This is a genomic window from Ruegeria sp. YTSA075 (assembly GCF_059610245.1).
In genome coordinates, this window is sequence record NZ_JBXWNG010000001.1 from 558,918 (window position 1) to 571,843 (window position 12,926).

Sequence of the window (12,926 nt, forward strand, 5' to 3'; positions counted from 1 at the left end):
ACTGCGTTCCGGTTTTTGCTTGCGTTTCGGTTGAGTTCAAGGTTTCATGACGTCATGCTGTCATGGAGGGTGAGATGGCCAAAACCAAAGGCTCAGGCCAAAAGGCGGAGAAAGGGAAAAAGAACACCTCGCTCCGGTTGGACGAAAAAACCCTGAAGGCGCTGAAGATACGCGCGATTGAAGAAGACACAAGCGTGCAGAAAATCGTGGAGACATTGGTTAATGACTACCTTGGCACCCCTCGAAAGGGCGGCGCATGAGTGTTGAATCTGAGGTGCTGTTTGTCCTGCGCGGTGGATTTGATCCATCTGAGTTTGTCGGGCTGAACCTGCGATATGATCCGGAATGGGCCTCCAGACCATTTGTTCTTCTGGATTGTCATGACCAGTCGATCCGCGCGTCGGGTCGGATGTTGCTGGAGTTCGGCGGGTCATTGCACCTGCTGGATAGCCAAGGCACGCGTTTGAGCCAAAGATGCAAGGGCCAAGGGCGTTTTGTACAAGACCTGCCAGACGGCCCGCTGCGCGACGCTTTGAAAGGATTTCCGAAACTGCGCGCGCTGATGGCAATTGCCTCGGGCGAGGTCGAGGAGGGCAGCCTTGCCGTTCTGGATGATCTCGAGAAAACACAGGTGCGTGGTCGTGTCACACGATTGTCGACGGCAAACGGGCAGGCGACGATTATTCGCCTCAGTCCTTTGCGCGGGTATGACAAGGCCTACCAAAGGGCTTGCGACGCGATGTTAGCGGCCGGGTCAGACAAAGCGGATCTGTCTGCGATTGTTCAAGCCTTGGAACCGGGTGAGGCCCCATATCGGGCAAAGCCTGAAATTATCTTGGGAAGATCGGAACCTTCCATTCAAGTTGCTGCCGATATTATTCATACTTTTCTGCAGGTTGCGCAACAAAATGAAAGCGGTACCATTGCCGATATCGACACCGAATTCCTGCATGATTACCGTGTCTCAATGCGCCGGATACGATCCGTGATCAGCCTGTTCAAAGGGACCTTTTCCGAGGATCAGACAGCCGTGCTGAAAAGGACATTCTCGGACCTGATGGACCCGACGGGCCGGGTACGGGATCTGGATGTCTATCTTCTGGAAAAAGATATATATTATAATCTGGTACCCGATACACTTCATCCCGGATTGGATGCCATGTTCGGGCAATTTCAGAAGGAGCGCATGCAGGAGCTGTCCCGGCTTGCCCGCAGGCTGCGCAGTAAGGCGTATCAAAGCCAGATGGCAGAACTGGTCGCGTTGTTCAGCAGCACCGAGGGCCTGCAACCGGGGTCAAACGCGCAGCGCGGCGCCTATGACTATGCTTGCGCCCTGATCTGGAAGCGCTATCGCAAGGTCTGCAAGATTGCGCGCAGCATCACGCCTGAAACGCCGGATGAGGTGGTGCATGATCTGCGGATCGACTGCAAGAAATTGCGTTACTTGATGGAGTTCTTTTCGCCCTTGTTTGATGCGAAAGACTTCAAATCCATCCTCAAGCCCTTGAAAAAGCTTCAGGATAATCTGGGTCTGTTCAATGATTATTCGGTCCAGCAAGAGGCGTTGCAACAGTTCGCTGCGCACCAATCCAACGCCCAGGGGCGCGTTGATGCTCAGATCGGTCTGGCGGTTGGAGGGCTGATCGCTGTTCTGGACCAACGGCAACGGGCCGAGCGTGACCGTGTCATCGCTAATTTCCAACAATTCGATGCCCCTGAAACGCGCCACCTGTTTCGCCACCTGTTTCATCAGTCCAAGGAGTGAGGAATGAAGATCATTGCCTGTTACAGCAACAAAGGCGGTGTTGGAAAAACCGCCACTTCGGTCAATCTGGCCCACGCCTATGCAGCGGCGGGCAAGCTGGTCTTGCTGTGTGATCTCGATCCGCAGGGGGCCTCGGGGTTCTATTTCCGTGTGAAACCTTCGAAAAAGCTGACGGATGCGCGGTTTTTTGAGGATGTAAAACGGTTTACCGGTGCAATCCGGGCCAGCGACTTCGAAGGGCTGGATATTCTGCCCGCGAACCTGACCTATCGTGATTTTGATGTGTTTCTGTCACGGATGCGGAACAGCCGGTCGCGCTTGAAGAAGGCGCTGATGGCTGCGGGCAGTGACTATGATGTCATCATTCTGGACTGTCCGCCCAACTTTTCGACCTTGTCCGAGAACATCTTTAAGGCCGCAGACCAGATCGTTGTGCCGGTGATCCCGACAACGTTGTCCGAGCGGACCTTTGAGCAGTTGGTCGGGTTCTTCGACGAACACAAACTGCCGAAAAAGAAGCTGAAAGCGTTCTTTTCGATGGTGCAGCAGCGCAAAACGTTACATCAGCACACGATGGAGACGATGCGCAAAGCCTATCGCAAGCGCTTTATGAGCAGCAGCATTCCCTTCGCGGCAGATATCGAGAAGATGGGCCAACATCGTGCGCCGGTGGTTACCTACTCCCCGCGCGGTGCTGCAGGGTCAGCCTATCAGGCGCTTTATAACGAATTGGAAAACGGGGTGGTTTCGACCAAATGAGCAAGGAAATCGAACGTAAGTTTCTGGTCAACAGTCTGCCTGAACTAGACGGCGCGCAAAAGGCTGTGGTGCGTCAGGGTTATCTGACCGCGCCCGAGGATTCGACTGAACTGCGCCTGCGGCAGAAGAATGACCAGTATTTCCTGACGCTCAAAGGTGCAGGTGGGTTGGTTCGGGTGGAACGTGAGGCTGAGATGTCCGCCGAACAGTTCGAAACCTTCTGGCCCGAGACCGACGGGCGGCGGGTTGAAAAGGAACGCTACACCGGCAGTCTGCCGGATGGGAGGGTGTTCGAGCTGGATATCTTTCAAGGCGCTTTGGCACCATTGCGGCTGGTCGAAGTGGAGTTTTCCAGCGAATCCGAGGCACTTGGTTTCACCCCGCCCGCGTGGTTTGGTGCCGATGTGACCGAAGATAAACGCTATAAAAACAAGAACCTGGCCATTGATGGGGCGCCTGATTAGGCTTGGCGCGACAGGTTCAGCGTGACCTCAAGGCCCGGATCGCAGTTGCGGGCCGCGAACTGCCCCCCATGCATATGCGTGATCGCAGCAACCAGCGCCAGGCCAAGCCCGGCATTGCGCTCGGTCCGGGCGGGATCGAGCGTGACAAAAGGCAACTGCAGGCGGGGCAGGTCTTCGGGCGGAACGCCTGGCCCCTGGTCACGCACACTCAGATGAGCAAACTGATCGTCCTCACCAATTGTGATGGTAATGGTTGTGTCCTCGGGCGCGTATCGCATTGCGTTTTCCAACAGGTTCGACAGCGCTTGTGACAGCAAGGGTCGGTGGCCCTGAACCGGTGCAGCCCCTCCTTGGACCTTGAGCTGGATTTTCTGATCGGCGGCAACCGGATCATAAAGTTCAATCACATCACCAACGAGGTGCTGCAAATCCACCTGCTCAAACTGTTCGCGGCCCAGCCCGGCCTCTGCGCGTGAAATTTCGGTCAACTGCCCGAGCATGCGCAAAACGTGGTCGATTTCCAAAGTGGCGCGGGCGATATCAGCCTCGCGCTCCTGCTCGCTTTTGCCCGGGTCAGACAGCGCCTCGACCCGTTGTTTTAGACGCGACAGGGGGGATCGCAGATCATGGGCAATCGAGTTCGACGTTGTGCGCAGGTTGCTGATCAGTTCTTCGATCCGATCAAGCATATTGTTTAGCGTACCGGCTACCTGATCGAACTCATCCCCGGTGCCGCGCAAGGGCATACGCCGGGACAGATCGCCCGAAACGATGTTTTCTGCCGTGCTGGCGATGTCTGACAGGCGGGAAAAAACCAACCGGGTGAACAGCCATCCGGTGAGCACGCTCAGAACCATCGCGATGACAAGGGCCAGCGCCACGGATCGCAGCAGAACCCGATCAAATTGCTGACGCGCAACAGCATCTCGCCCGACGATCAGACGCTCTTGGCCGGGCAGGCGGATCGAGGCGGCTGAGACGGGAACAAGTTGGTCGTTGTCAGCGCGGCGCAGTTCCAGTTCCACCCAGCCACTGCCAGCCGTAATATGCTCGGGCCATTGCTTGAGGTTTCCAACCAGCTTGTTGCCAAACCGATCCGTCAGAAGGTACAGCGCGTCGCGTTCTGAGGCACTGGGAAGGCGGCGTTCGATGGCTGTGATCAAACCGATCAACCCGCGGCGTTCATATTCATCGGCCAGCCCTGTCAGTTCCGCCGAAACAACCGAACGGGTTTCGGATTCAATGCTGCGATTGGCTGTAAAATAGACCAGTGCCAGTACGGTTGCCGTCAAAAATATGCTGAGCACCATACTGGCCAGAACGAGCCGTGTTCGGGAATTATTCAGGGAAAGCCGAAGGTTATCCATCAGACATCATGTAGCCTGAACCTCTGACGGTTTCAATCAACGGTGCCTCTCCGCCCTCATCCAACTGGCGGCGCAGTTTCGAGATATGGACGTCAACAACATTGGTGTTCGGGTCGAAGTGATAGTCCCAAACGCCTTCCAGCAGCATGGTGCGTGACACCACGCGGTTCTTGCGGCGTAGGAAGAACTCCAGAATCTGGAACTCGCGCGGGGTCAGAGTGATCTCATGCCCGTCGCGCGTGACTTTGCGAGTCAGCAAATCCATTTCAAGGTCTTTGCAGGTCAGGGTTGGCGTTTCTTCTGATTCCTGCGGACGGCGCAAAAGCGCCTCGATCCGCGCATGCAGTTCCTGAAACGAGAAGGGTTTGACCAGATAGTCATCCGCGCCCGAATTGAGCCCCTTCACACGTTCATCCACCGCACTCATCGCGGTCAGCATCAGCACCGGTGTCTTCAAACCGGCTGCGCGCATGGATTTGATCAGGGATAGCCCGTCCAACCCAGGCAGCATCCGGTCCAGCACGACGGCGTCGAATCCACCATCAGTGGCGTGATACAGACCCTCGCGGCCATCAGCGGCAACCTCGACCACATATCCTTCTTCGCCAAAGCCCTTGGCGATGAAGTCCCGTGTGTCTTCGTCATCTTCGACAATCAGAAGGCGTCGGCTCATGATCGGGTTCCTTTCTATCGAAATTTAAACACAATTTCCGTACAAAGCACATGGTTTTGACGGGGCTGCATCAACAACTCTGTGCCGGGTGCAGCCTCGCGCACCCGGCACGCCCGGCGGATCGCGGACAAATCAATCCGGCCGGGAGGCGCACGCCAAATATCCCCATCATGTGGCGTGCGCGGGTTTGGGATCAGGCGATCTCGACCGCAACGAAAATCTGGTTGCCGCCGCGATTGATCAGCACCAGTGCCGGGTCGGTTTTCTCGCTGTCCAAAGCTGCCTTGAGCGCGTCGGGTGTCAGCGTGTCTTGGCTGCCCAGTTTTACGATAACATCGCCGCGTTGCAGGCCAGCCTTGGCCGCAGGGCTGTCGGGCAGCAGATCGGTCACCACCACGCCATCAACGCCTTGGGCAACGCCCATTTCGGCCCGTGCGGTATCGGTCAGCGGCGCGACGGTCACGCCCAGTTGGGTGCCCGAGACCTCGGGATCGACCGGAATATCCGCCTCGGCCGATGCCGACTGATGCTGGCCGATGGTCAACTGAAGTTCTTGCGTATCCCCATTACGTAGCACGGTCAGCGTGCTTTCAGTGCCCACCTTGGTGGTGCCGACCAAAAGCGGCAGATCGCTACTGGTATCAACGGCTTCATCGTTGAACCTCAGGATAACGTCACCTTGCTGCAGGACGCCTTCTGCCGGGCTGCCGGCCACAACATCTGAAACCAGCGCGCCGGTCGATTGGTCGATGCCCAGGGCAGCTGCGAGTTCCGGGCTGACATTCTGGATCGAAACACCCAGCCAACCACGGCTGACCTGACCATCGTCGCGCAGGTCGGCTGCGATATGTTCAACGATGTTCGACGTCACGGCGAAACCAAGTCCGACAGACCCGCCACTTGGCGAATAGATGGCCGAGTTTACGCCCACCACTTCGCCTTCCATGTTGAACAGGGGGCCACCGGAATTGCCTTTGTTGATTGCGGCATCCGTCTGAATGAACTCAGCATATGGCCCTTGCGATATGTTGCGGCCCTTGGCGGACACAATCCCGGTTGTCACGGTCGAGCTGAGCCCGAACGGGTTGCCGATGGCTACGACATCTTCACCCACACGGATGATATCGCTGTTGCCCAGTTCGACGGCTTGCAGCGCTTCGCCCGCATCAATCTTCAAAACGGCAATATCGGTCAGCGGGTCGGTGCCGATCACTTCGGCCTCAAAACTCCGGTCATCGTTCAGGCGCACGGTTACGGTTGTGGCATTGTCGACAACATGGTGATTTGTGATGATGTACCCGGCCTCATCCAGCACAAAACCTGATCCCAAACCCTGTGCTGGGCCGCGCTGTGGTGCTTGGAAGCCTTCGGGCCCACCGAAGCGTTTGAAAAACTCGCCGAATGGATGGGCATCGAGGTCAAAATCCTGGCGCGACGTGGCATTTCCAGTTGGGTCCTGCTCGGCAATGATCGTCACGACCGATGGGGATACGGTTTCGACAAGATCAGCCAGTGCTTCGTCCGCCAAAGCGGGCAGGGCTGTTGATGCAAGCAATGCCGCGCCCAATGCGCTTGCGCCGATCCAGCCGGTTTTCTGCGGCAGTAGAAGCGAGGATTTACGAATGCTCATTTAAGTCTCCTGTGTCTGTTACGCGATTTCAGCCGCGCGTTAAGGCCGGAGATATGCCGATAATCTGTGTGCTACCTGATGGTTCCATTAAGAAAACTTAATTTTGCCACAAAAGACGAGTTGAGTGCTGAGCATTCCGGCCCGGAGATTCGTTGGATCTCCGATGTCTGCCTCAAGAATCAGAGAATTGTTGCCGAAATCGGCGTCAAACAATCAAATTCATTGCTTTGCCTTTCTTTCAGGAACAATGGGGGTCACTTGAAGTCCTGAATGCTGAAGATCGTCTTGGGGTTGAGTCCCGAAATTCCCGATACGAAGACTGTCCTGTTAACCGGCTCATTTTCTTGCCGTTGGGTCAGTTATGCGTGCTCTTAATCAGTTGTTCTTCCGGATGCTGCAGGGTTGGGTACAACTATAGGTAAAGTTGCTGAAAGCAGGATGTTGCTCAAAAACCAAGGGGGTGGTCCTGAACTGGTCTGTTCTGCCCAATTTTATGTTGTTTCGAGCGATTGGATAAGGGTATATGAAGATACCCAAGTGAGGGGGAGCCGAAAGCACTAGGGGGTGCCGACGGTGATCTCAATCTCAGGTAGTGTATGTTGCATGTTAACGAGGGGGTCTTGTTTAGGTTTCGCAGCATAGTCGACCAGCCCGTTAGGCTTTAGGTCGCGCATTTGAGATTGAAGAAAGTGGTAGTCCTTTATTGGGTACGCGACCCGGTTGGCAACAATCGGGTCGCAGCTATTTGTGGGGCAGGGTATTGCTGTCCTGAAGTTTTCGCCAGTTCACCCAGTCTTCAGGTGTATCCAGGTCATACAGCGCGTTTCGACCGGGAAGGGGCACCAAACACAGGCGCGCGCTATTCGAACGTATGACGGATTGCGCACCAGTATCTCCGGTCAACTGCGATAAGGTGGCAAAAAGGCTTTGGTCGAACAGAACTGGATGACCGGGTTTGCCGCTTTGGGCGGCACCTCGCCAGATCAGGTGGTTTGGGTTCTGATGACGAGCGCGCAGCACTGCCTTCAGATCGTCAGGCGTCAGGTCCGGCAGGTCTGCGAGCATAATCATGGTCGCAGGCGCATCGGGGCTGACATGGGCCAAAGCGCCCCGCAGGCTGGCATTCATACCTTCGGCGGCGTCGGGGATTGACGCAATAAGTACATCAAGCCCCGATAATGCCTTGTGTCGCGGATGAGGCCGTGGTGGTAGCGCGACGATGACCGGGCCAGCCTTCAGTGCCGTCAGAGCGGAGCGTCGTAGCAACGGAATGCCGTCAATCTCTTGCATCAGCTTGTCGGCACCGCGCATACGGCTGGATTGCCCGGCGGCCAGAAGCAGGATCGGTATCTGTGTCATGTGATCAACATGCCGCCCCAAGGGCGGTAAGTCATCCCCTCATGCGCGCGCCATCCGCATCAAACAGCGGGGTAGAGATCACACGGGCCTTGCGCATATCCCCCAGGATTTCGATTTCAACCTCCAGCCCATCCTGCGCACGGTCGGTTGGCAGGAATCCCAAGGAAATGGACTTTTGCGCATGGTGAGAGTAGCCGCCCGAGGTGCAGAACCCAACAACAGTTCCGTCCAGCCAGATTGGCTCATAGGCGTTGACGTCCGCATCTGCCGCATCGACTTCGAAGGCCACAAGTTTGCGTGTCACACCGGTCGCGCGATCAGCCTCGGCAGCAGCGCGACCTATGAAGTCTGCGTTTTTCGAAAATGAGATAAAACGATCCAACCCGGTTTCAGCCGCAGTGTAATCGGGCGAGAACTCCCGCATCCACGAGCCAAAGAATTTATCCAGCCTCAGGGACATCATGGCCCGCATGCCAAAGGGCGTTATGCCAAACGGCTGCCCAGCCTGCCAAAGACTCGACCACAGCTGCCTTTGCGCCATTGGGTCGCAGTAGATCTCATAGCCCAAATCGCCAGTATAGCTGACCCGTTGCACGATGCAGTCGGTCATGCCGATCGTCATCCGGCGCACATCCATGAACCTGAGGTCCGAGATATCCTCGCGCGTGCAGGCCGACAGGACCTGCGCGGCCTTCGGGCCAGCGATCTGGAAGCCGTTGAGCTGGTCGCTGATGTTTTCAATTACAACGCCTTCGCTGGCGTTTTGCTGGAACCAACGCATGTGAAAGGCCTGACTGCCGTATGAGGCGGTCAGGCGGAACTCGGTCTCATTCAGGCAGGAAACCGTGAAATCGCCGATCAGTTTGCCCTTGTGCGACAACATCGGCGTCAGTGACAAGCGCCCTGGTTGCGGAATCCGCCCGGCCATAATCCGATCCAGCCAATCGCGTGCCTGCAGCCCCGCGATCCGGTATTTACCGAAATTGTGGACCTCGTTGATACCCACACCGTTGCGGACAGCGCGGACCTCGCGCCCAGTGGCGTCAAACGCGTCCGAGCGGCGGAAAGAGGGCGTCTCGAAACCCGGTTCATCGCCTTGCGCGAAGTAGTTCGGCACCTCCAGCCCATATTGCTGACCCCAGACCGCGCCCAGTTCGCTGAAAATGTCATACATCGGCGTAGTCCGGTTGGGGCGCGCGGCAGGGAGTTCTTCGTTCGGGTAGGCGACGCTGAACCGTTTTTGATAGTTCTCAATCACCTTGGGACGGGTATAGCCGGAGCTGATCCAATCGCCGAACCGGGCCACGTCCATGGCGAAGACATCGCGTTCCGGTTCGCCTTCGATCATCCACTGAGCCAGCGTCAGGCCAACGCCGCCACCCTGGCTGAACCCGGCCATAACCCCGCAGGCCGACCAATAGTTGCGCATGCCCGGCACCGGCCCGACCAAAGGGTTCCCGTCGGGTGCAAAGGTGAACGGTCCATGGATGACTGATTTCACCCCGGCCTCGGCCAGAACAGGGAAGCGGTTATAGGCGAACTCGATACTGTCGGTGATCTTGTCATAGTCGTCGGGCAGCAGTTCATGGCCGAACTCCCACGGAGTTCCGTCCACGGCCCAAGGCTTGCAGGGTTGTTCGTAGAACCCGATGCACAGGCCACGCCCTTCCTGCCGCAGGTAGCTCTCGCCAGCAGGGTCCATGACGTGCGGATGCTCGCCACCGGCGTCAACGATCGCCTCGATCTGGGGAATGGAGTCCGTGACCAGATATTGATGTTCCATCGGGTGCAGCGGGAAATAAACGCCCGCCATCGCGCCGACCTCACGCGCCCAGAGGCCACCAGCGTTGACGATATGCTCGGCGTGAATCGTGCCCTTGTCGGTGACCACGTCCCAGGTGCCGTCGGGGCGCTGGTTGGTCTCGCGCACCATGCAATGGGTCTCGATCGTGGCGCCGCCCATTCGGGCGGCCTTGGCATAGGCATGGGTGGTCCCCGATGGGTCAAGATGTCCATCCAGCGGGTCGTAAAGCGCGCCTAGGATACCATCAGTGTTGGTGATCGGAGCGATCTTCCTGATCTCGTCCGGGCCGACGATTTCGGTTTCTAGCCCCATGAACCGATGCTTGGCGCGTTCAGCCAGCAGCATGTCGAACCGATCCTGATTGTCGGCCAGCGTCACCCCGCCCACATGGTGCAACCCGCAGGACATGCCGGTGATCTCTTCCAGTTCTTTGTACAGGCGGATCGTATAGCCCTGCAGCGCAGCCATGTTGGTGTCGCCGTTCAGTGTGTGAAACCCACCCGCCGCGTGCCATGTTGAACCGCTTGTCAGCTCGGACCGTTCCAGCAGCATCACGTCTGACCAGCCCAGCTTGGTCAGGTGGTACAATACCGAACAGCCAACAACGCCACCGCCAATCACGGCCACACGGGTTTGAAGTTTCATGAATACCTCCGTCAGAATTGCGCTCAGTCTGATCCGAGAGCGTTCCTGTGCATGTGGAATTGCGACAAATTTTGTCGCTCAGGGCGCACAGTTTTTCAACAATGCGCCCGGTGTCGATACGTCAAAGCGCTGGAAGAGGTCTGACTTTCAGTCCAGTGATCCGGTTTCCTTCACGCGATGTCACCTCGAACCGGAAGCCGTGGAATGAGAAGACCTGACCCACAACGGGGATCATCTGTGCCTCATGTATAACCAGCCCGGCCAGGGTGTTGGCCTCGTCGTCGGGCAGGGACCAATCCAGCGCGCGGTTCGCGTCGCGGATCGTCATCGCCCCTTCGACAAGGTATTGCCCATCCTCGGACCGGGTCACAGGCACGTCTTCTTCGATGTCGAATTCATCGGCGATCTCGCCCACGATTTCTTCGAGGATGTCTTCAAGCGTGATCAACCCGCGCAGTGATCCGTATTCATCGACGACCAGTGCGAAGTGGCTGTGCATCCGCAGAAACTCACGCATCTGGTCATCCAGCGTGGTGGTTTCCGGAACGAAATAGGGGGCATTGGCGACCTTGGCGATATCAAAGGATTTCAAACGATCCGCATCGCCATCGGTACCGCCAACCTGTGCATACATGGCGCGGAACAGGTCTTTGGCATGGACGACTCCCACGATGTTTTCAGGCTCGTCGCGAAAGACGGGCAGGCGGGTATGCTGGCTTTCCAGACATTGCTTCAGGATCGCTTCGGGTGCGGCATCTGCATCGATCATCTCGATGTTCGAACGGTGGAGCATGATCTCTTCCACCGTTCGGTCGCCCAGGTCGAGCGCGCCCAGAATGCGGTCCCGATCTTCCTTTTCAACCACGCCTTCAGAATGGCCCAGCTGCAGCGCACCTGCGATCTCTTCCCGAACGGCGAGGATGTTGCTGTCGGGGTCAATCCGCACACCGAACAGGCGCAGAACCCCTCGCACCAACAGCCGTACAGCGGCGACGATGGGCGAGAAGACGGTCACAACAACGCCAATGATCGGTGCGACCGCCGAGGCCGCTTTTTCCGAGTTGGTGATAGCATAGGTCTTGGGCAGAACCTCGGCAAAGATCAGAACCAGCAGGGTCATGACCAGCGTTGCCAGCGCCACGCCGCTTTCGCCGAACAGCCGTGTGAAAAGGGCCGTGGCGAGCGAGGCCGCCAGAATGTTCACCAGATTGTTGCCCAGCAGAACCGATCCGATCAGACGTTCATTATCTTCGGTGATTTCCAGCGCTTTTTTCGCTCCGCGAGAGCCTTTGTCAGCCTGTGCGCGCAGCTTTCCGCGGGATGAGGCCGTGAGCGCGGTTTCCGAGCCGGAAAAGAAGCCTGACAGGAAAAGCAAAAGCAAGATGGCGCCTGTGGTAAACCAGAATGCGCCGTCGATCAGAGAGGATGTGGGTTCCATCGGTCCTTGGTTGTTCGTGTATCTGCACTCGTTATGGGGGTGCTGCCCCTATGGATCAAGGGTTTAGCCCTGATCTTGCGGGTCTTTGGCCAGCGGGTGATGCTCTAACACCAGTTCGGCCAGTCTTTCGTCCAGAACATGGGTGTAAATCTCGGTCGTGGCGACATCGGCATGGCCTAGCAGCGTCTGGATCGAACGCAGGTCAGCCCCATTTGCCAGAAGATGCGTGGCAAAGGCATGGCGCAACGTGTGCGGCGTGACCTTTGCAGGGGAAACGCCGCCAGCAACCGCCAGGTCCTTGACCAGAAGAAAGAAGCGGTGCCGCGTCAGGTGCCCCGATTTTCCGCGCGAGGGGAACAGGAACCGTGATTTCTGCCCGCCTTTCTCAAGTGCTTTCTCTTCGGCCTCATCGCGCTGAATCAGCCAGGCAGCCAGCGCATCGCGGGCGGGCGGGGACAGGGGCACCATGCGCTCTTTACCGCCTTTGCCCAGAACCAGTAGCATGCGTGGGTCGCCCCGCGCCGAGGAAACGGGCAGCGAAACCAGTTCGGTCACGCGCATGCCGGTGGCGTACAGCAACTCCATCAGGCAGGTGTTCCGGATCCGGTCAGATGCGCTGCGCCCGGTTGTCCGTGCGGCCTCAAGCAGGCGATCCACTTCGGGGACGTCGAGCGTTTTTGGCAGCCTCTTGGATCGGCCTGGGCCTTTGATCTGAATCGCGGGGTTGGCGTCTTTCCATCCTTCTTCAAAGGCAAATCGAAAGAGTTGTTTGATCGCTGACAGACGGCGCGCGCGCGTGGATTTCGATAAGCCTTGGGCGTCACAATCGATCAGATAGGCTTCGATCTGGTCGCGGTCTGCGTCACCTAGTGCAATCTTCCGATACTCCAGCCATGCGGCAAAATCCTTCAGGTCGCGCCCATAGGCCAACAACGTGTTGGTCGCTGCCCCGAGTTCGGCTGCTTGCGCCTGTAGAAAGGTAGAAATCCACAAGTCATGCGAGGCTGGCGCGCTCATCTGGG

Annotated in this window: 11 protein-coding genes; 4 read left to right on the forward strand and 7 right to left on the reverse strand. The window is 57.5% G+C overall.

Annotated features, from left to right (window positions below; genetic code table 11):
• The first annotated feature begins 74 nt into the window (after positions 1-74).
• Genes AC2FGE_RS02825 through AC2FGE_RS02840 form a run of 4 tightly spaced genes read left to right on the forward strand, consistent with a single transcriptional unit; the run spans position 75 to position 2,988 of the window.
• Complete coding sequence (locus tag AC2FGE_RS02825) at positions 75-260, forward strand: hypothetical protein (RefSeq protein WP_496817652.1); 186 nt, start codon at positions 75-77, stop codon at positions 258-260.
• A complete protein-coding gene (locus AC2FGE_RS02830) occupies positions 257-1,765 on the forward strand; it encodes a CHAD domain-containing protein (protein WP_496817653.1) in 1,509 nt (502 codons plus the stop codon). Before AC2FGE_RS02825 ends, AC2FGE_RS02830 begins: the two co-directional genes overlap by 4 nt.
• Before the next feature lie 3 nt (positions 1,766-1,768).
• The gene (locus AC2FGE_RS02835; RefSeq protein WP_496817654.1) at positions 1,769-2,524 is read left to right on the forward strand and encodes a ParA family protein; all 756 of its coding nucleotides are present in this window, start codon (positions 1,769-1,771) and stop codon (positions 2,522-2,524) included.
• Positions 2,521-2,988 (forward strand): CYTH domain-containing protein, encoded by a 468-nt coding sequence (locus tag AC2FGE_RS02840; protein ID WP_496817655.1) that lies wholly within the window; start codon positions 2,521-2,523, stop codon positions 2,986-2,988. The genes AC2FGE_RS02835 and AC2FGE_RS02840 overlap by 4 nt, the downstream gene beginning before the upstream one ends.
• Here the strand turns inward: AC2FGE_RS02840 and AC2FGE_RS02845 are convergent.
• From AC2FGE_RS02845 to AC2FGE_RS02875, 7 genes are all read right to left on the reverse strand, one after another.
• Positions 2,985-4,355, reverse strand: coding sequence for an ATP-binding protein (locus tag AC2FGE_RS02845; protein ID WP_496817656.1), 1,371 nt, complete (start codon positions 4,353-4,355; stop codon positions 2,985-2,987). The two genes, AC2FGE_RS02840 and AC2FGE_RS02845, sit on opposite strands and share 4 nt — an antisense overlap.
• On the reverse strand, positions 4,348-5,028 hold the full coding sequence (locus tag AC2FGE_RS02850; protein ID WP_170530173.1) for a response regulator transcription factor: 681 nt from the start codon (positions 5,026-5,028) through the stop codon (positions 4,348-4,350). Before AC2FGE_RS02850 ends, AC2FGE_RS02845 begins: the two co-directional genes overlap by 8 nt.
• A gap of 193 nt (positions 5,029-5,221) precedes the next feature.
• The gene (locus AC2FGE_RS02855) at positions 5,222-6,658 is read right to left on the reverse strand and encodes a Do family serine endopeptidase (RefSeq protein WP_496817657.1); all 1,437 of its coding nucleotides are present in this window, start codon (positions 6,656-6,658) and stop codon (positions 5,222-5,224) included.
• Positions 6,659-7,399: 741 nt separating this feature from the next.
• A complete protein-coding gene (locus tag AC2FGE_RS02860; protein ID WP_496817658.1) occupies positions 7,400-8,017 on the reverse strand; it encodes a nucleotidyltransferase family protein in 618 nt (205 codons plus the stop codon).
• Between the two features lie 31 nt (positions 8,018-8,048).
• Positions 8,049-10,466: a GcvT family protein gene (locus tag AC2FGE_RS02865; RefSeq protein ID WP_496817659.1), complete on the reverse strand. Its 2,418-nt coding sequence runs from the start codon at positions 10,464-10,466 to the stop codon at positions 8,049-8,051.
• Between the two features lie 121 nt (positions 10,467-10,587).
• A complete protein-coding gene (locus AC2FGE_RS02870; RefSeq protein ID WP_496817660.1) occupies positions 10,588-11,904 on the reverse strand; it encodes an HlyC/CorC family transporter in 1,317 nt (438 codons plus the stop codon).
• Positions 11,905-11,967: 63 nt separating this feature from the next.
• Complete coding sequence (locus AC2FGE_RS02875; protein WP_496817661.1) at positions 11,968-12,921, reverse strand: site-specific tyrosine recombinase XerD; 954 nt, start codon at positions 12,919-12,921, stop codon at positions 11,968-11,970.
• Positions 12,922-12,926 lie beyond the last annotated feature (5 nt).

What these genes read in the sequence shown, in the direction of transcription:
- AC2FGE_RS02825 (WP_496817652.1), top strand. Translation starts at nt 75, where the DNA reads ATGGCCAAAACCAAAGGCTCAGGCCAAAAGGCGGAGAAAGGGAAAAAG.
- AC2FGE_RS02830 (WP_496817653.1), top strand. Translation starts at nt 257, where the DNA reads ATGAGTGTTGAATCTGAGGTGCTGTTTGTCCTGCGCGGTGGATTTGAT.
- AC2FGE_RS02835 (WP_496817654.1), top strand. Translation starts at nt 1,769, where the DNA reads ATGAAGATCATTGCCTGTTACAGCAACAAAGGCGGTGTTGGAAAAACC.
- AC2FGE_RS02840 (WP_496817655.1), top strand. Translation starts at nt 2,521, where the DNA reads ATGAGCAAGGAAATCGAACGTAAGTTTCTGGTCAACAGTCTGCCTGAA.
- AC2FGE_RS02845 (WP_496817656.1), bottom strand. Translation starts at nt 4,355, where the DNA reads ATGGATAACCTTCGGCTTTCCCTGAATAATTCCCGAACACGGCTCGTT.
- AC2FGE_RS02850 (WP_170530173.1), bottom strand. Translation starts at nt 5,028, where the DNA reads ATGAGCCGACGCCTTCTGATTGTCGAAGATGACGAAGACACACGGGAC.
- AC2FGE_RS02855 (WP_496817657.1), bottom strand. Translation starts at nt 6,658, where the DNA reads ATGAGCATTCGTAAATCCTCGCTTCTACTGCCGCAGAAAACCGGCTGG.
- AC2FGE_RS02860 (WP_496817658.1), bottom strand. Translation starts at nt 8,017, where the DNA reads ATGACACAGATACCGATCCTGCTTCTGGCCGCCGGGCAATCCAGCCGT.
- AC2FGE_RS02865 (WP_496817659.1), bottom strand. Translation starts at nt 10,466, where the DNA reads ATGAAACTTCAAACCCGTGTGGCCGTGATTGGCGGTGGCGTTGTTGGC.
- AC2FGE_RS02870 (WP_496817660.1), bottom strand. Translation starts at nt 11,904, where the DNA reads ATGGAACCCACATCCTCTCTGATCGACGGCGCATTCTGGTTTACCACA.
- AC2FGE_RS02875 (WP_496817661.1), bottom strand. Translation starts at nt 12,921, where the DNA reads ATGAGCGCGCCAGCCTCGCATGACTTGTGGATTTCTACCTTTCTACAG.